The sequence below is a fragment of the Sphingomonas cremea genome (assembly GCF_021502585.1).
Taxonomy (GTDB): Bacteria; Pseudomonadota; Alphaproteobacteria; order Sphingomonadales; family Sphingomonadaceae; genus Sphingomicrobium; species Sphingomicrobium cremea.
This window is the reverse complement of the sequence record NZ_JAKFGM010000003.1, coordinates 326,814-341,701: the sequence shown is the minus strand read 5'-3', so window position 1 is coordinate 341,701 and position 14,888 is coordinate 326,814. Positions and strand designations below refer to the sequence as shown.

The 14,888-nt window shown below is 60.5% G+C and carries 17 protein-coding genes and 1 tRNA gene; 7 read left to right on the top strand and 11 right to left on the bottom strand.

What is annotated here, in order from left to right:
* Positions 1-240 precede the first annotated feature (240 nt).
* The 6 genes from LVY65_RS11980 to LVY65_RS11955 form a co-directional block, all read right to left on the bottom strand.
* Entirely contained in the window at positions 241-912 is a 672-nt protein-coding gene (locus LVY65_RS11980) for a glutathione S-transferase family protein (RefSeq protein ID WP_235068484.1), read from the bottom strand.
* Positions 913-969: 57 nt separating this feature from the next.
* Complete coding sequence (locus tag LVY65_RS11975; RefSeq protein WP_235068483.1) at positions 970-1,392, bottom strand: hypothetical protein; 423 nt, start codon at positions 1,390-1,392, stop codon at positions 970-972.
* Positions 1,393-1,482: 90 nt separating this feature from the next.
* Positions 1,483-2,052 (bottom strand): DUF2059 domain-containing protein, encoded by a 570-nt coding sequence (locus LVY65_RS11970; protein ID WP_235068482.1) that lies wholly within the window; start codon positions 2,050-2,052, stop codon positions 1,483-1,485.
* A 31-nt stretch (positions 2,053-2,083) separates the two neighbouring features.
* Entirely contained in the window at positions 2,084-2,884 is an 801-nt protein-coding gene (locus tag LVY65_RS11965; protein WP_235068481.1) for an undecaprenyl-diphosphate phosphatase, read from the bottom strand.
* Between the two features lie 12 nt (positions 2,885-2,896).
* Positions 2,897-3,838, bottom strand: coding sequence for a complex I NDUFA9 subunit family protein (locus tag LVY65_RS11960; RefSeq protein WP_235068480.1), 942 nt, complete (start codon positions 3,836-3,838; stop codon positions 2,897-2,899).
* A 99-nt stretch (positions 3,839-3,937) separates the two neighbouring features.
* On the bottom strand, positions 3,938-5,131 hold the full coding sequence (locus tag LVY65_RS11955; RefSeq protein WP_235068479.1) for an aspartyl protease family protein: 1,194 nt from the start codon (positions 5,129-5,131) through the stop codon (positions 3,938-3,940).
* A gap of 67 nt (positions 5,132-5,198) precedes the next feature.
* On the opposite strand from LVY65_RS11955, the gene LVY65_RS11950 reads away from it, so the two are divergent.
* The 3 genes from LVY65_RS11950 to LVY65_RS11940 all read left to right on the top strand — a co-directional run bounded on the left by LVY65_RS11950 (position 5,199) and on the right by LVY65_RS11940 (position 6,067).
* Positions 5,199-5,696 carry a DUF2975 domain-containing protein gene (locus LVY65_RS11950; protein WP_235068478.1) on the top strand — a complete coding sequence of 166 codons (498 nt, stop codon included), beginning with the start codon at positions 5,199-5,201 and terminating at the stop codon, positions 5,694-5,696.
* Entirely contained in the window at positions 5,696-5,914 is a 219-nt protein-coding gene (locus LVY65_RS11945; protein WP_235068477.1) for a helix-turn-helix domain-containing protein, read from the top strand. The genes LVY65_RS11950 and LVY65_RS11945 overlap by 1 nt, the downstream gene beginning before the upstream one ends.
* Positions 5,915-5,980: 66 nt before the next feature.
* Positions 5,981-6,067 (top strand) — tRNA-Leu (locus tag LVY65_RS11940).
* A 3-nt stretch (positions 6,068-6,070) separates the two neighbouring features.
* On the opposite strand, the gene ftrA is transcribed toward LVY65_RS11940, so the two are convergent.
* On the bottom strand, positions 6,071-7,108 hold the full coding sequence (ftrA, locus tag LVY65_RS11935) for a transcriptional regulator FtrA (protein ID WP_235068476.1): 1,038 nt from the start codon (positions 7,106-7,108) through the stop codon (positions 6,071-6,073).
* A 68-nt stretch (positions 7,109-7,176) separates the two neighbouring features.
* Between ftrA and LVY65_RS11930 the strand changes: the two genes are divergently transcribed.
* Complete coding sequence (locus tag LVY65_RS11930; RefSeq protein WP_235068475.1) at positions 7,177-7,581, top strand: rhodanese-like domain-containing protein; 405 nt, start codon at positions 7,177-7,179, stop codon at positions 7,579-7,581.
* Positions 7,582-7,620: 39 nt separating this feature from the next.
* On the opposite strand, the gene LVY65_RS11925 is transcribed toward LVY65_RS11930, so the two are convergent.
* The 3 genes from LVY65_RS11925 to LVY65_RS13390 form a co-directional block, all read right to left on the bottom strand.
* Positions 7,621-8,529 carry a cyclase family protein gene (locus LVY65_RS11925; protein WP_235068474.1) on the bottom strand — a complete coding sequence of 303 codons (909 nt, stop codon included), beginning with the start codon at positions 8,527-8,529 and terminating at the stop codon, positions 7,621-7,623.
* Between the two features lie 96 nt (positions 8,530-8,625).
* Entirely contained in the window at positions 8,626-9,594 is a 969-nt protein-coding gene (locus tag LVY65_RS11920; RefSeq protein ID WP_235068473.1) for a pyridoxal-phosphate dependent enzyme, read from the bottom strand.
* A gap of 106 nt (positions 9,595-9,700) precedes the next feature.
* Positions 9,701-10,171, bottom strand: a complete 471-nt coding sequence (locus tag LVY65_RS13390; protein WP_235068472.1) for an Lrp/AsnC family transcriptional regulator — start codon at positions 10,169-10,171, stop codon at positions 9,701-9,703.
* Positions 10,172-10,290: 119 nt separating this feature from the next.
* Here LVY65_RS13390 and LVY65_RS11910 point away from each other — a divergent pair, with 119 nt between their 5' ends.
* From LVY65_RS11910 to aqpZ, 3 genes are all read left to right on the top strand, one after another.
* The gene (locus LVY65_RS11910) at positions 10,291-11,697 is read left to right on the top strand and encodes a M20/M25/M40 family metallo-hydrolase (RefSeq protein ID WP_235068471.1); all 1,407 of its coding nucleotides are present in this window, start codon (positions 10,291-10,293) and stop codon (positions 11,695-11,697) included.
* An 8-nt stretch (positions 11,698-11,705) separates the two neighbouring features.
* Positions 11,706-12,323 (top strand): glutathione S-transferase, encoded by a 618-nt coding sequence (locus LVY65_RS11905; RefSeq protein ID WP_235068470.1) that lies wholly within the window; start codon positions 11,706-11,708, stop codon positions 12,321-12,323.
* Between the two features lie 142 nt (positions 12,324-12,465).
* On the top strand, positions 12,466-13,197 hold the full coding sequence (gene aqpZ, locus LVY65_RS11900) for an aquaporin Z (RefSeq protein ID WP_235068674.1): 732 nt from the start codon (positions 12,466-12,468) through the stop codon (positions 13,195-13,197).
* Here the strand turns inward: aqpZ and LVY65_RS11895 are convergent.
* Complete coding sequence (locus LVY65_RS11895; RefSeq protein ID WP_235068469.1) at positions 13,194-14,879, bottom strand: SulP family inorganic anion transporter; 1,686 nt, start codon at positions 14,877-14,879, stop codon at positions 13,194-13,196. The two genes, aqpZ and LVY65_RS11895, sit on opposite strands and share 4 nt — an antisense overlap.
* Positions 14,880-14,888 lie beyond the last annotated feature (9 nt).

The window sequence follows — 14,888 nt, the reverse complement described above, 5'->3', positions numbered from 1 at the left end:
GCGCGCTCTGTCAACACCGTGCGTCGGCCCTGTGAGCGCCAAGACTTCGCCAACAGGGATCGGCCTGCGCAAAGCGAGGCCGGCGCAAGATCGATTTTCCTGTCCTACAAATGTTTTCGTGTGGGATGGCTGGCGCGGCTGTTTCGCATCGTTGGGATGAACTGGGTTTTGAGGGACGGGAAACCGGCAAAATGGCGCCTCATCCCGTGACTTTTGTGACTTTAGTGAACTTAAGGAGTGTCAGAAGTCGACTTTATCGTAGTGCGCGGGGGGCACGATCACTTCCATCCGTTCGCCCAGCAGCGGGCGGAACGCAGGCCGCGACTTCATGACGGCATACCAATCCTTGGTCTGCTTGTGCCCGCGCCAATCGAGCGCGCCGAGATAGTCGATCACGCTCAGATGCGCTGCTGCGGTGAAGTCGGCCAGGCTCAGGCCCGCGCCAGCGATCCAGCGGCGGTGGTCGAGGAGATAGTCGAGATAGTCGAGGTGGCCGTTGGCGATCCGCATCGCCTCACGCAGCACGCGGGTGTCTGGGCTCTCGCGGCTGACCAACCGCTTCCTCATCCGCTCGTGCATCAAGGGCTCGACCACTTCGCGGAACAATTTCTCATCGAACCATGCGGTGAGGCGGCGGATTTCGGCCCGGGCGACCGCATTGCCGTGGATCATCGGCATTTTGTCGACTGTCTCTTCGAAATATTCGACGATCGGCTGGCTGCCGATCAGCGTGATGCCGGCAGTCGAATCGACGAGCACCGGGGTTTCGCCGGCGGGATTGAGGTCAATGAACTCGTCGCGCCGCTCCCAAGGATTTTCGCGCACCAGCTCATGCGCAATCCCTTTCTCGCCCAGGACGAGCCGGACCTTGCGGGAAAAAGGACATAGGGGGAATTGAAACAACTGCCACATGGATGGGTCAGCTTTAGCGAGGGCGGCGATTCAGTCCACCGCGCATCCCACAAAAATTTATCGTTTGGGGTAAGTCGGGTCGGGAAGGTTGGCCGTCGCCCTTTCGAGCTGCTTCTCTGCCTGGTCGAGCGCGGCCATGATTGCCGGTAGCGACGCAACCAGTGCCTTGCTCATCGCCTGCATTTGCCGGCCCGATTGCGCGACTTCGGCCTGGACGCGTTGCTCGGCCTCGGGGCCGCCGATGCTATCGCGAACCCGCTTGGCCTTGTCCGCCGCTGTCGCCGGCCGGCCCTGCACCGCTGCCTCCAGCTCGCCGACAGGCAGGTCCATCAGGGATTTGGTCAACACGCCCGCCATTCGGCCGAGCTTGTCAGCCATCGCCGGATCGCTGAGCTCGGGCGGAAGCTGCGGCACCGCGGGAGCGGCCACCGCCGGCGTTGCGGCAATAATCAGGGGCAGGGCGATCCAATAGGCACGCATGATCAATCTCCTGCGAGTCGGTGCTAGGATGGCCAATTTTGCTTTGGGGTCAATATCTTGGATTGTACGCGCCCGGCCAATGGCGGCGCGTCAGCTATTGTCGTCGATAGTGAGTCCGGCCTTCTTGGCATAGTCCCGCACCATCTGTTCGAGCTTCTGTTTCAGCTCCTCCTGGGATTCGCGCATCGCATTCATCCCCACCAGCATCAGCTGCGAGGATAACGCCTGCCCTTTAGCGCGGGACTTCACCATGACGGGATCGCCCGCAATTTCAGCCATCCTTTGCAATTCGGCTACGGTAAATTCCCGTGCATAGATTTCGGCCGCCTGCCGTTTGATGGACGGCATCTTCGCCTTCATCGTTCCGGTCGCATGTTCGCGCATTGTCTGGCGGAAAGAGGTCAGGAAGTCGTCCGGGATGGGCTCGTCGGAACTCTTCTGGAGCTGCTCGATTTGCACCGCGACCATGCCTTCGATCATCACGTCGGTGGTGCTCAATATCTGGGCCTCGAAATCCTGTGCCTCAAGCATCAGCACTGCTGCGTCGACGGCGGCAGGATCGGGAGCCCGAAGCGAGGTAGTTGGAGCCTCGGGCTCCGCAGATTTTGCCTGCCCGGCTAGCAGCGCCGCCAGCGATACAGCGATAATTGCAGCTCTCATCAAATCCCCCCGCTTGGCAACTAGCCCGACCTTAGCACATCGCAAGCCAGATCAGCGCCACCGCGCCGGCGATGATACGGTACCAGGCGAAGGGGGCGAAGCCGTAGCGCTGGATGATTGAAACGAAGGCCTTCACCACCACGACCGCGACCACGAACGAGACCAGGCTGCCGATCAGGATCCAGCCGCCCATGCCCGACTCCATCGTGCCCCCGTGCTTGTAAAGCTGCAGCGCGGTCGCGCCGGTCAGGGTGGGAACTGCCAGGAAGAAGCTGAACTCGGCCGCAGTCTTGCGGTCGACCCCCATCGCCATTGCGCCAAGGATGGTCGCGCCCGAACGGCTGACCCCCGGGATCATCGCGAGGCACTGGACCAGGCCGATACCGATCGAGTGGCGGAGGGTTACGTTGGCGACGCCGCCGCTGTCGGTCGGCTTGGCCCACCATTCGATGAACAGGATCGCCACGCCGCCGAGGATCAGCGAAACCGCAACGACCACCGCATTACCGAGCAGAAGCTCGATATAGTCGCCGATCGCGAGGCCGATCACCACCGCCGGAATGAAGGCGACCAGCAAGTTGCGGACGAAGGCAAAGGCGGACGGTTCGCGATGCCACAGACCGATTAGGACATCGCGGAAGGTCCGCCAATAGAGAACGAGAATGGCAAGGATCGCACCCGGCTGGATGGCGATATTGAACAGCGCCCATTTGTCGGCGTCGAAGCCAAGCAACTCGGTTGCGAGAATTAGGTGGCCGGTCGAGGAAACCGGCAGATATTCGGTGATGCCCTCGACAATGCCGAGGATGATGACCAGCAGGAGAATGGGCACTACCGGTGCTCGTTATGCGGCTCGGGCGGCGAAACGGCCGCCCTTGTGATAACGACCGAGCCATTCCGGGGCGACCGCGTCGAGCGGGGTTGGGGATATCCCGAATGCCTTGAACCCCGGCAGCTCACCGCCGGCGACATTGTCCCGCTGCAGCATCAGCCACTGGTCGCGGGTCAGTGGCGCGCCGGGCAGGAAGCCAAGCGTCGCCATGCCCGCGGCAATGAAGTCGGGCACGTCGACTAAGTCGGGATGATGGCCGGCCAACTCAGCGATGTTGGCGATTAGCTCGCGCATCGAGATGACTTCGGGTCCAGCCAGCTCATAGGTCTTTCCACCATGGGTTTTGGGATCGAGCGCAGCCGCCGCAATCGCACCGGCCAGGTCGCGGACATAGAGCGGCTGGAAGCGGGTCGTGGGCGCAATCACCGGCACAAGCGGCAAGCCTGCCATCGCGGCGAAACGATTGGTGAAATTGTCCTCGGGCCCGAAAACCACGCTCGGGCGGATGATTGTCGCCTTCGGAAAAGCGGCACGGACCGATTGTTCGCCTTTGCCCTTGGTACGGCCATAGTCGGACGGCGAATTCACGTCCGCGCCAATGGCACTGACCTGGACGAAAGCCTTGGCGCCCGCTGCTTTCGCTGCAGCCGCAAGCTCAGCTGCACCACGGTCATGGATCCGATCAAGGTTGCCCTTGAAGATGCCGACGAGGTTGATGACCGCATCGGCGCCCGCGACGGCCCTGGAGATTGTTTCCGGCCGGCCAAGATCGGCGGCGATGGCCGACACTTGCCCGACCTGGCCGAGCGGCTGGAGATACCAGGCGCGGCGCGGGTTGCGTTCAGCAACGCGGAGGCGCGCGCCGCTCTTCATCAACGCTTCGCAAACATAGCGGCCAATGAAGCCGCCGCCGCCGAAAATGGTGACTAGGGGCGGGGTGCCGGGGTTCCTCATGGAATCAGTCCTTGGCCACATGCGCTGTGGAATCGGCGCAGCACTTGGGCCAAGCGGCCCCCGCTGGCAAGAGGGGCGCGGGCCGTTCGCGATGACCGATTAGAAATAGTCGGCGAGGGTTAGGGTGACGGTCACTCCATCGGACTTGGTCAGCTGGACATTGGTGCCCGGCGCGGACCTCGACCAATTGCCCTGCGGCCCGTCGAAGAAGCCCGGACCGACACGCACTCCGCCGACCCCCACCAGCCGGTCGCCCTTCTTCAGGTTGGCACGGTCAGCCGGGCTTCCAGGCGACACGTGCATCACGTTGAAATGGTCGTCTTCCAGCAGGGTGAACAAGCCGCTGCGGTCGCGCGAGAAATCCGCGGGCTTTGCATTGCGCTGAAGCCACAGCCGGTCGTGACCAAGGTCGAGCGTGACCTTGAACTGCCGGAACATCTGGATCCCGACATTGGCCCGGTCCTCATACGGGCCGTCAGGAAGCGCGCCGAGGTCGGCCGGAACGCTGGCGAAAGAGAATCCGGCCATGTCGACCTTGGGCAAGGTGATCCGCTTCATCTCGTGCACGCCGCCAACGCCGCCGCTCATGCTGATGGCGAAGGGAAGCGAAGCGAACAGGGGGTGCGCTTCATGATATTCCTTGGAGACGCTGATCGCACCGCCGTTGCCAAGATCGAACGCAGCATCGACAGGAGGCAGGCCGGCAATTGATATCGGGATGAAGTGAAGCGTGCCTTCCCGCTTCAGCTTGACCTCGGTCGCGCCGGCCGGGGCCAGGAATCCGTTTGCAGGAGATAGCGTCATCTCGTTCCGATCATAGTCAATTCCGATGACGCTGTTCATGAATAGCTCGCGGCCGAGGATAACCGGCATCGGACGGCCGATCCCTTTTGCGACCTGGCTTAGATCGATTGCGACGACGGTTGCCTCGGACAGCTTGAGGTTGCCCGCTTCGATGGTGACATTCTGGAATAGCTCGGCTTCCTGCGTCCCGCCGGTCCCCTGGGCTTCGATCTTCTGACCGCCCTTCAATCCGATCTTGCGGGCAAAGTCGCGGTCAAGCGTGGTCACGCCTGCGCCGCTGTCGAGGACCATCGCGGTCTCGACGCCATTGATGCGCCCCTTCAGGAACATCCGGTTGCCGCGATAAAGCTCGAACGAGATCACCGCGGAACGGTCGGCCACCGCCGTAACCGTGGGGGTCGCAATTTGAGGGAAGGCGGCCTGTGCCGTCAGCCCCATCGCTGCTGCCAACAACAATATGCCGAAACCGATTCGCTTATGGATTTTCATCTTGTTTGCCTTTAAGTGAATGCTGTATATGTGAAATAAATTATCGCAAAACGATAATGAGGTCAATATGAACAATTTCGCCATCGCCCGCTCGGCGCGTCGCTTACGTCTCGCGGTCACGATCGCGATCGGGTTGATCGTGGCCATCTATCTGTTGGGGCGGTTCGGGCCCGAGCTAGGACCGCTGCGCGTCGAAGCGCATTCGGCGGGCCCGGGCTGGCTGGGTCGCGCGATAGTCGATGTTACGCTGGCACTGTTCATCATCGCTCTGTGGCGGCTCACTCAGATGCTGAGCGCCGTGGCCGACGGCCCACTATTTGGGCCGCGCGTGACTCAAGCGTTCAGGGGATTCGCCTTCTGGTTATTCTTGGCAACCTTCATCGACGTGATTGCTCCGCCGGTGATTGCCGTTACCGAGACGATCTCATCGGGTGGAGGAAGCACTGCGCTGGTATTCGAGCTACGCGACCTGTTGATGTTGGCGGGGGCACTTTTCCTGTTTCTCCTGGCCCGCATGCTGGAACAGGCCCGTGCCATTGAGGTCGAGCTGGAGGAGATCGTCTGATGGCGATCGTCGTACGGCTCGACGTCATGCTGGCCTTGCGCAAGGCGCGATCAAAGGATCTGGCCGAAGCCATCGGAATAACGGAGGCGAACCTGTCCCTGTTGAAGTCTGGCAAGGTGAAGGGCGTGCGTTTCACCACGTTGGAAGCCATTTGCCAGCAGCTCGACTGCCAGCCCGGCGACCTGCTGGAATATGTCCCCGATGATAACCCGGCATGACGCTGTTGACAGAATCAGCCGCTGCCCTCTAAGCGCCGCCGCCTACCTGAAATGTGATGCTCCTGTGCCCAGGTGGCGGAATTGGTAGACGCACCAGCTTCAGGTGCTGGCGCTCGCAAGGGCGTGGAGGTTCGAGTCCTCTCCTGGGCACCATAGCTAGCCACGTCTCGTCATCGCTGTACCGCTTGGTTCGGATCGGGAGAATTGCGACCGATAATCGATCGGCCTTGTTGAAAGACAGCGGCGGAAGTGATGGCGCATCGTCGCAGTCGTGCCAAATCCACAATCCACCGCAATGGTTTCCACTGGCAGTCGCGTAACCTCGAGCAATTCCCGTGCCCGCCGAACGCGCTCCTGGATGAGCCAGCGTGAAGGCGTCATGCCCGTTGCGGCTTCAAATCGCCGGAGGAACGTGCGGTTGCTCATGCCCGCCAATTTCGACAGCCTGGCTACCGAATGGCTCTCGGACAGGGCGCTTCGCATTTGATCCAGCACCAAGCCGATCCGGCCCGCTTCGTGCTCGGGAGGGACGGGCATTTCGATATATTGGGCTTGTCCACCGGAGCGATGGGCGGGGACGATCAGGCGCCTGGCGATCAGGTTCGCCACTTCAGGGCCATGGTCGTTACGTACAATGTGCAGGCAAAGATCGATCCCTGCCGCGCTTCCCGCGGAGGTCAGCACGTCCCCTTCGTCAACATAGAGTACATCCGGCTCAATATTGATTTCGGGGTATTGGCGAGCCAAGGCGTCCGTGTACCGCCAGTGGGTCGTTGCCCTTCGGCCATCAAGCAGGCCCGTCGCGGCCAGGACGAAAACGCCGGAGCAGATCGAAACTAGCCGGGCTCCAGCGGCATGGGCTGCACATAAGGCCGTCACCAGGGATTTTGGTACAACAGCTTCGGCGCCACGCCAGCCAGGGACGATGATGGTTCCCACATCGGACAGGAGTTCCAATCCACCGTCGACAGCCAATTTCACGCCGCCCGTTGCTGTGAGGAGCCCAGGTTCGGCGGCCACGACGCAATATCGGTACCAGTCCTCAACCTCGGGGCGATTCAGGCCGAATACCTCGGTTGCTATCCCGAATTCAAACAGCGTCAGGCCATCATAAGCAATGACGACCACCTTGCGGTTTGCATGATCCGATCTTTGATTCCCGGATTTTGGCATGATTTCTCGCTTGTTGGTCATTTACGCCACTTGTGCCGCGAACGTCCAGTTGAAAGAATCCATGCACATATCAAGAAATGGAGACCGACATGGCGACCGCCGTAACTCAATCACCCGCAGCGCCCGCCGCAGATGCCGTCGCGCATTTTGCCGCAGAGTTCGCATTTGAGACCGACTGCTGGGACGTACATTCAAGTCTCGGGAGCAATGCCGATTTCGTATTACTCGACGTGCGATCGCCGGCGCTGTTCGCGAAAGGTCACGTGCCAGGGGCGATCAATCTTCCGCATGGCAAAATCATTGGCAGCAAGATTGCGGCGTGGCCGGAGAACACCCTGTTCGTTACCTATTGCGCTGGTCCCCATTGCAATGGTGCGGCGCGCGGCGCGTTGAGATTGGCGCAACTCGGCAGGCCGGTGAAGATTATGGCCGGGGGCATCACCGGTTGGGTGGACGAAGGCTTCGAGCTCGTATCGGAGGAGCAATATGCCTGACCGGGGTTTGCCGCCCGCTGCCGGCGGCGACCCCGTGGGTCATCCTGGCAGCAGTGCGTGAGCCCGTACGGGGAACGTTCCCATTTTCCGTACCTTCGGCGGGACCGCAAAGAAGCGAAATCCATCCGCGGGGAGAGCACCCAGGTTGGTCATATGCTCGACAATCGGAATCCCCGCTCCCAGCAATATTGAGTGAACTGGGCGAGTATTGCCCGACGTGTCGTCAATGTTGAACGAGTCGATCCCGACCAAGATTGCCCCCCGATCCCGAAGATGGACTGCGGCGGCCTCGGTAAGGTGCGGATGGCCCTCGAAATATTGATCGGTTCGCCAGTGGCGATCCCAACCCGTGTGGACCAATACCGCCTTCCCCGAGACGTCGACGGCCGCGAATGCCATTTGGTCGACCTCTCGTTGACGCGACCCTTCCACTCGAACGACCGCGCCCGGGCAATCCGCCATGCGATCGAGTGCCATTTCCGAAAGATCCTGGCCGTCGGCATAGCGATGGAACGGCGTGTCCAGATAGGTGCCGGTGTTGCCGACCATTTCGATCCTGTCGATCTGGAACTCGGTTCCTTCCGCATAAATTTCGCGAGACCTGGCGCGGGAAAGATGATCGCAGATGATTGGTGCGGGTAGCCCCTTGTAGGTGATCATGCCGTCTTCGATCACGTGGCTAAGGTCGATGAGCCGGCGCGGGTCATCACCAGCCAAGTGGGCACCGGGCGTTGATGTTCGCTTATGGCGTTCCGTGATGAACTTCTTGTTGAGGATGCGGACCTCGCCCACCATCAACAAGCGCAAGTCGGCAACAATATAGGCAGCCAACGTATCATCGGCGATGGTTTCGCCCTCGATATCCAGCCTGAACCCCTGTCCCTGGATTCCGCCACCATTCAGGAATTCGATCTCGAAATCGAAACAGACCCTTTTGTCGTTCACCATTTGGCACTCCTTGGCAGCGAACCCGAAGTCAAACGGGCCCGGTGATCGTTGCCGATACATTGTCCCAAAATTGGCCCGCCGCTCAATCTTGCGAAATTATGGACTCGAGAGATTTCTTTCCGTGGCGATGAGCAAGACCTTGCTATTGCTTCCAAGGTCCAATCGGTTGCGAAGGTCTTTATTGCCCGCTGCATGAAGGAGTCCTGCCAGTCCGGCGGCGCCAGAGGGCGTGGTCAAGGGGCCTTCGCACTCTTTCAGTGTTCGTACCGATCGTTCAAGTGCCAATTCATTCACAAGGAGCGATCGACTTTCGCATTTGATCAAGATCTCTAGTGCTGGTGCCGATGCGAGCCCACAGGATAACATTTCCGCACATGTCTCAAGATCACCTTCAATTTGCACTGGCCGCCCGGCAGTGAGACCCTCGCTGACGCACGCGGCAGCTTCCGGCTCGACGACGATAATGTGGGCGGGTTCTGCCATGTAGTCGCGCAGGCCTATGGCCAGGGCGGCGGCCAACCCACCCACCCCGGCCTGCACGAAAACATGTGTGGGGGCCTCTGGCAGTTGGCTCAGTAGCTCATGACAAATCCGCCCGTAACCCAACATAACGTCGTCGACGATTGGATCTGACGCCTTGCTGGTGGTGTCGGGAACGAGAATTCCCTCGCCTTGTTCAGCGGCAGCAGCGGCAGCGTTCACCGCATCGTCGTACGTTCCCGTGATCCATGCGATCTCGCCGCCTTCTGACCTAATTCGAGCCGCACGCTCGATCGAGGCGCCTGTTGGAAGGTAGATGCGCGAGATGGCGCCACAATGTTTGGCTGCCGCTGCGACCGCAAGCCCATGATTGCCGTCACTCGCACAAATCAGCCGTGGGTTGTGGACATTTGCGCGATCTAGGGCGCGGATTCCCGCAAGCATTCCACCGAGAACCTTGAAATTTCCCAAAGGACGCTGGCCTTCGTCTTTTACAAAGACCCTCGCGACCTTAGCGATCCGGGCGACCTCGGGTAGGTCGAGGAGTGGGGTTGGCGGAAACTGTGGCTCGGGTGATTTGTTCATTGCGCTATCGTGGAGCAGATTGGCACTCTCGTGCTGCGAAATCCGGATCGGATGCGCGGGGATTCACTGAAATAGCCGAAATTAAGCGGAATTTCCGCGCGGCACATCAATCCTCCAAGGGCACTGGAATTGTCAGCCCGCGCTTCACTACGCCCAGGGCCACACTGGTGGTGAATCGCTTCAGGTTGGAATTCTCGCGAACCAATCGTGACATCAACTCGTCGTAGGCATCTGTGTCGGGCACGGTCACTACCAAAACAAAGTCTGCTTCACCCGTCACATAAAATGCCTGTTGTATGTGCGGCTCCCGCGACAACCATCGACGGAGTTCCGCCAGAAGTTCTGGCCTTTCGCGCTCGACCTGGAGCGAGACAATGAAGAAGGTCGGTCGACCGATCTTCTTTGGCTCCAGAACCGCGCACTCGCGCGCGATGACGCCTTCTTTGCGCAGCCTTTTTAGCCGCCGCTGAATAGCGGATGGAGATAGGTGTATCTGCTCTGCCAATCGTTCCGAGGTTTGGTCGGCATCCTCTTGAACAAGATTGAGCAGCTGCCGGTCGAAATTATCGAGTTCCACGGAAATCTCTCATTTTTATCAATATTATCGCGGAAATTCCGCGCGATGGCGATCTATCTCGCGGCCTAACCGCCCACTTGCGCCGTTACAACGCGCCATATTGGCACAGGAAACGTTGTATGGATTTTGACCGGCTGCAAGCCTTTATCGAACAGATCTGGGTAACGGAGGTAATGCCCTCCTTGCTAAGCTACATAGAGATTCCCTGCGAATCTCCGGCATTCGACTGCGACTGGGAGGGGACAGGTCACATCGATCGGGCGGTCGAACTAATGGCTGGCTGGGCACGCCGCAGCCTTTGCGGAACGCCTGGCGCGGTCGTCGACGTTCTTCGGATTCCGAGGCGAACGCCGGTAATTTTCATTGATGTTCCAGGCGACGGGCGTTCGCCAGTTTTGATTTATGGCCACCTGGACAAACAGCCCCCGATGGATGGCTGGGTGAACGGGCGAGGTGCCTGGACCCCGGTCATCGAGGGCGATCGCCTTTATGGGCGCGGTGGTGCTGACGACGGTTATTCATTGTTTGGTGCAATCGCCGGGCTGCTCGCCTTGCGGGAACAGGGACTGGCACATCCGCCTTGCCGCATTCTGATCGAAGCTTGCGAGGAATCCGGAAGCTTCGATCTCCCATTCTATTTCGAAGCGCTCGCGGAACGCATCGGCGAACCCGGACTCATCATCGCTCTCGATGCGAGCTGCGGCAACTACGACCAGCTTTGGGTAACGACCTCGTTGCGCGGCCAAGTCGCTGGGACGCTGACAATAAGAGTATTATCCGAAGGCATGCATTCGGGGGAGGCATCGGGTCTGGTGCCGTCCCCATTTCGCATTGCTCGTGGCTTACTCTCACGCGTTGAAGATCCAGACAGCGGCGAAGTGGTTGTGCCGGATTTCCAAGTCCAAATTCCGGCCGACCGGCGAACCCAGGCAAAACAGTCTGGAGACATTCTGGGAACCGCAATTTTCAGTCAGTTGCCGCTTCATGACGGACTTCAACCGGTGAATAGCGATCCGGTTGAGCTTTCGCTAAACCGTTCCTGGCGACCGCAGCTGGCAATCACCGGGATGGACGGCCTGCCGGAGGTCTCCCAGGCCGCGGCAGTCATGCATCCCGATATCTCTTTGAAGCTCAGCCTCAGGCTTCCGCCGACCCTGGATCCTCGGAGTGCGGCCGCGACGTTGAAGGCGTTGCTGGAAGAAAATCCTCCGTACAATGCCAAAGTCCAATTCCGCGTCGATTTCGTATCACCGGGTTGGCATGCGCCGGCGCTTGCCGATTGGCTCCAGACCGCCTTGGACGAGGCCTCCGAACGAGCCTTCGGAAGGCCTTCTGCATTAATGGGCGGCGGGGGCGGAATACCGTTTCTTTCCATGCTAGGTGAGCGCTTCCCCGCAGCGCAGTTCGTGGCGACCGGTGTCCTTGGCCCGCAATCCAATGCGCATGGGCCCAACGAATTTCTCCACCTGCCAACCGCGGAGAGGATCGTCGCCGCAGTGGCTTGCCTCCTCCACAACAGGGAGTGAACTTCGAAATGAAACTACTCTATCAAACGCATTCCCCTTATGCGCGTAAAGCACTGGTATTCGCACATGAAGCCGGGTTGGTGGATCAAATTGAGGTGGTGCATCAGGAGACCAGTCCGACGCATCGTAACGACCTCGTGTTCGCCGAGAATCCGTTAGGAAAAGTTCCAGTGCTCGTTCGGCCAGATAACGCCGCAATTTTCGATTCAGACGTGATTTGCGCCTACCTCGACACATTGCACGATGGCGAAAGGCTCATTCCCGCGGCCGGAGAAGCGCGCTGGCAGGCGTTGAAGCTACCGGCAGTGTCACAAGGACTGTGCGAAGCAGGTATGGCAGTGCGTTGGGAAACCGTCCGCCGACCAGAGGCCCTTCGATATATGCCGCTCCGCGACGGATACGTCGAAAAGCTTGTCGCAGGGTATGACTGGCTGGAGCGCGAACTTGATATGCATGGCCCCATCCATGTTGGTCACATCGCAGTTGCAACTGCGCTGAGCTGGCTGGAGTTTCGGGAGCTGCCGGACTTTCGCACGACGCGCCCCCAACTCAGTAATTGGCTGGATGAGTTTGGGTCCCGTTCTTCAATGTTGGCCACGCCATTGTCCGGAGAGACCGTGGATTAGGCGGAAGTCTGTCATGCCAAGCCGCAAAAATTTGCTCGCCATTGGATACGTGCGGGTTTGTCCTGATAGTCGGACGTAAAGCTGCTGGCATAGACCGTTCCTTCCACAGGATTGCTTGAAAGACAGGGAGGCGTCGATGGGCATGGGCAAGCGGATGGCGGCTGAGGGGCTTGGGACGTTCTGGCTGGTGTTTGGCGGTTGCGGCAGCGCGGTTCTGGCCGCGGCCTTTCCGGACGTCGGGATCGGCCTGGTCGGAGTCGCCCTTGCGTTCGGGTTAACCGTGCTAACGATGGCCTATTCGATCGGACATATTTCCGGCTGTCACCTCAATCCGGCGGTCACGATCGGTCTCTGGTCAGGCGGCCGCTTCCCGGTCGGCGACATCGTTCCCTACATCATCGCACAGGTCATCGGAGCGGTCGTCGCGGCCTATTTCCTGCTGTTCATTGCCAGCGGAAGTCCGACCTTCGACCTGGCGGTCTCGGGACTTGCAGCGAATGGTTTTGGCGAGGGATCGCCGGGCGGCTATTCGATGGGCGCGGGGCTGGCCATCGAACTGGTACTGACGGCCGGCTTCCTGATGGTCATTCTGGGATCCACTGACGATCGGGCGCCCAAGGGATTTGCGCCGATCGCAATCGGTCTGGCGCTGACGCTTATCCACCTGATCAGCATCCCGGTGACCAATACTTCGGTGAACCCCGCGCGAAGCACAGGTCCGGCGTTGGTGGTCGGCGGGCTAGCGCTCCAGCAGCTGTGGCTGTTCTGGCTGGCGCCTGCCCTGGGCGGCCTGGTGGGTGGAGCCGGTTATCGGCTGCTGTTTGCCGAAACCTCGTCGCGGCCAGACGTTATTGGAGACGGGAAAGCAGGCTAGTTCGATCGCAGCTGATCGCGCATTGCCTCGGCGGCCGCCAAGGCTTGGGCGGGAGTATCGAAAATGCGGTCACGGCCGATCAATTCGGCTAGGCCCGAGCGTTCGAGTATCTCGCGAAAATGGCCATGCCCGCCGCCGAGCAGGAGGCCGACGCCCTCGGCATCCAGCCGATGCTTCAGGTCCTCCATCGCGTCGACTGCGCCAGTATCTGCATTCATCATCGCCGATGTGTCGAGCACCAGCCACTTCGCGTCAGGGCGCGACCTCAGCACTTGGATGGCGCGTTCAAGGAAATAGTGCGCGTTCAGGAATATGAGCGAGGCTTCGAACAGATAGACGACAATGCGATCGGGCACCTCTGCCGAGGGATTACGACTTAAGGTGACCAGGTCACCGCGCTCCGGATCAAGGCCCATGACGGAGTCGAGCGGGCGGGTGGCCAGGCGGAGCAGGTGAACCAGCGTCATCGCGACCGCGATGAAGACACCCTGGAGGACGCCAATCCAGATCACGCCTACTGTCGCGACAAGTGCAAAAGCGAGCTCATGCCGATCGATCTTGGCAAGCCGGCGAAATGCCTTGCCGTCGAACAGGTCGACCGCTGCCGAAACAAGGATTGCGCCGAGCGCTGCCTCGGGCAAAGCGGCAAGCGGGCCCGTCAGCAGCGTCACTACCAGCGCAACCGTCGCGGCTGCGACAAGGCCGACCAGCGCCGAACGGCCACCCGAAGCCATGGCTACCGCGGTCCGCGAATCCGCGCCGGTTACCGCAAATCCCTGGAACAGCCCGGCGGCGACATCTGCGGCCCCGAAGCCCGCCAATTCGCGGTTGGGGTTGCTGTCGGCGTCGATCTTCTGCCCGAACGCCCGGGCGGTCAGGATGCCGCTGGAAAAACTGACCACCAACAGCCCGGCTACCGAAAGCGCCAATTGTGCGGGGTCGCCTGCAAAGCTGGGAAGGCGTGGGGAAGGCAGGCCCGACGGTATCGCGCCGATCGTTGCAAAACCGGCGGAAGGTAGATCGAGGACCTCTGACAGCAGGATCGCAAGCACGATCGCCACGGCTGGACCGGGAATTCGGGGAACGTATCGCTTGAGCAGTCGAAGCAATATGAGGAGCGCAGCCGCTAGGCTTAACGTTGGCCAGTGAATTTCGGCGGCGCGCCAGCCCAGCTCAATGAAGGGCCGAAAGAGTCCCGGTGAATGAATATCGACGCGCGAAACGCTGGGAAGCTGAGTCACCAGCAAGGTCAGCGAGACGCCCGCAAGATAGCCGACAAGTACAGGTCGTGAGATCAGGTTGGCGATAAAGCCAAGCCGAAGCATGGCCGCGGCCAGGCATGCAATTCCAACCAGCAAGCTAAGCCCCGCGACGACGGGAGCGCGCGCATCGAGGGCGATTACGCCAAGCTGGGTGACGGCCGTTCCCAGCAGAAGGCAGGTCGCCGTATCCGGCCCGACAATCAGGTAGCGCGATGAAGGACCGAACAGCGCATAGGCCGCGGTAGGGACGATGCTGGCGTAAAGGCCGATTTCGGTCGGCACGCCGGTTAGCTTGGCATATGCCAGCCCGATCGGGATGGCGACAGCTGCCACGCTAATGCCCGCGCCGATTTCACGCGGGATCGCGGATCGGGGCAGTTCCGCGATGCTAGCAAATCCGGCCATCCACCGCGCAGCCATTGCCCGTAC

Coding starts and splice junctions, on each gene's coding strand:
- LVY65_RS11980 (WP_235068484.1), bottom strand. CDS start 912: ATGTGGCAGTTGTTTCAATTCCCCCTATGTCCTTTTTCCCGCAAGGTC.
- LVY65_RS11975 (WP_235068483.1), bottom strand. CDS start 1,392: ATGCGTGCCTATTGGATCGCCCTGCCCCTGATTATTGCCGCAACGCCG.
- LVY65_RS11970 (WP_235068482.1), bottom strand. CDS start 2,052: ATGAGAGCTGCAATTATCGCTGTATCGCTGGCGGCGCTGCTAGCCGGG.
- LVY65_RS11960 (WP_235068480.1), bottom strand. CDS start 3,838: ATGAGGAACCCCGGCACCCCGCCCCTAGTCACCATTTTCGGCGGCGGC.
- LVY65_RS11955 (WP_235068479.1), bottom strand. CDS start 5,131: ATGAAAATCCATAAGCGAATCGGTTTCGGCATATTGTTGTTGGCAGCA.
- LVY65_RS11950 (WP_235068478.1), top strand. CDS start 5,199: ATGAACAATTTCGCCATCGCCCGCTCGGCGCGTCGCTTACGTCTCGCG.
- LVY65_RS11945 (WP_235068477.1), top strand. CDS start 5,696: ATGGCGATCGTCGTACGGCTCGACGTCATGCTGGCCTTGCGCAAGGCG.
- ftrA (WP_235068476.1), bottom strand. CDS start 7,108: ATGACCAACAAGCGAGAAATCATGCCAAAATCCGGGAATCAAAGATCG.
- LVY65_RS11930 (WP_235068475.1), top strand. CDS start 7,177: ATGGCGACCGCCGTAACTCAATCACCCGCAGCGCCCGCCGCAGATGCC.
- LVY65_RS11925 (WP_235068474.1), bottom strand. CDS start 8,529: ATGGTGAACGACAAAAGGGTCTGTTTCGATTTCGAGATCGAATTCCTG.
- LVY65_RS11920 (WP_235068473.1), bottom strand. CDS start 9,594: ATGAACAAATCACCCGAGCCACAGTTTCCGCCAACCCCACTCCTCGAC.
- LVY65_RS11910 (WP_235068471.1), top strand. CDS start 10,291: ATGGATTTTGACCGGCTGCAAGCCTTTATCGAACAGATCTGGGTAACG.
- LVY65_RS11905 (WP_235068470.1), top strand. CDS start 11,706: ATGAAACTACTCTATCAAACGCATTCCCCTTATGCGCGTAAAGCACTG.
- aqpZ (WP_235068674.1), top strand. CDS start 12,466: ATGGGCAAGCGGATGGCGGCTGAGGGGCTTGGGACGTTCTGGCTGGTG.
- LVY65_RS11895 (WP_235068469.1), bottom strand. CDS start 14,879: ATGGCTGCGCGGTGGATGGCCGGATTTGCTAGCATCGCGGAACTGCCC.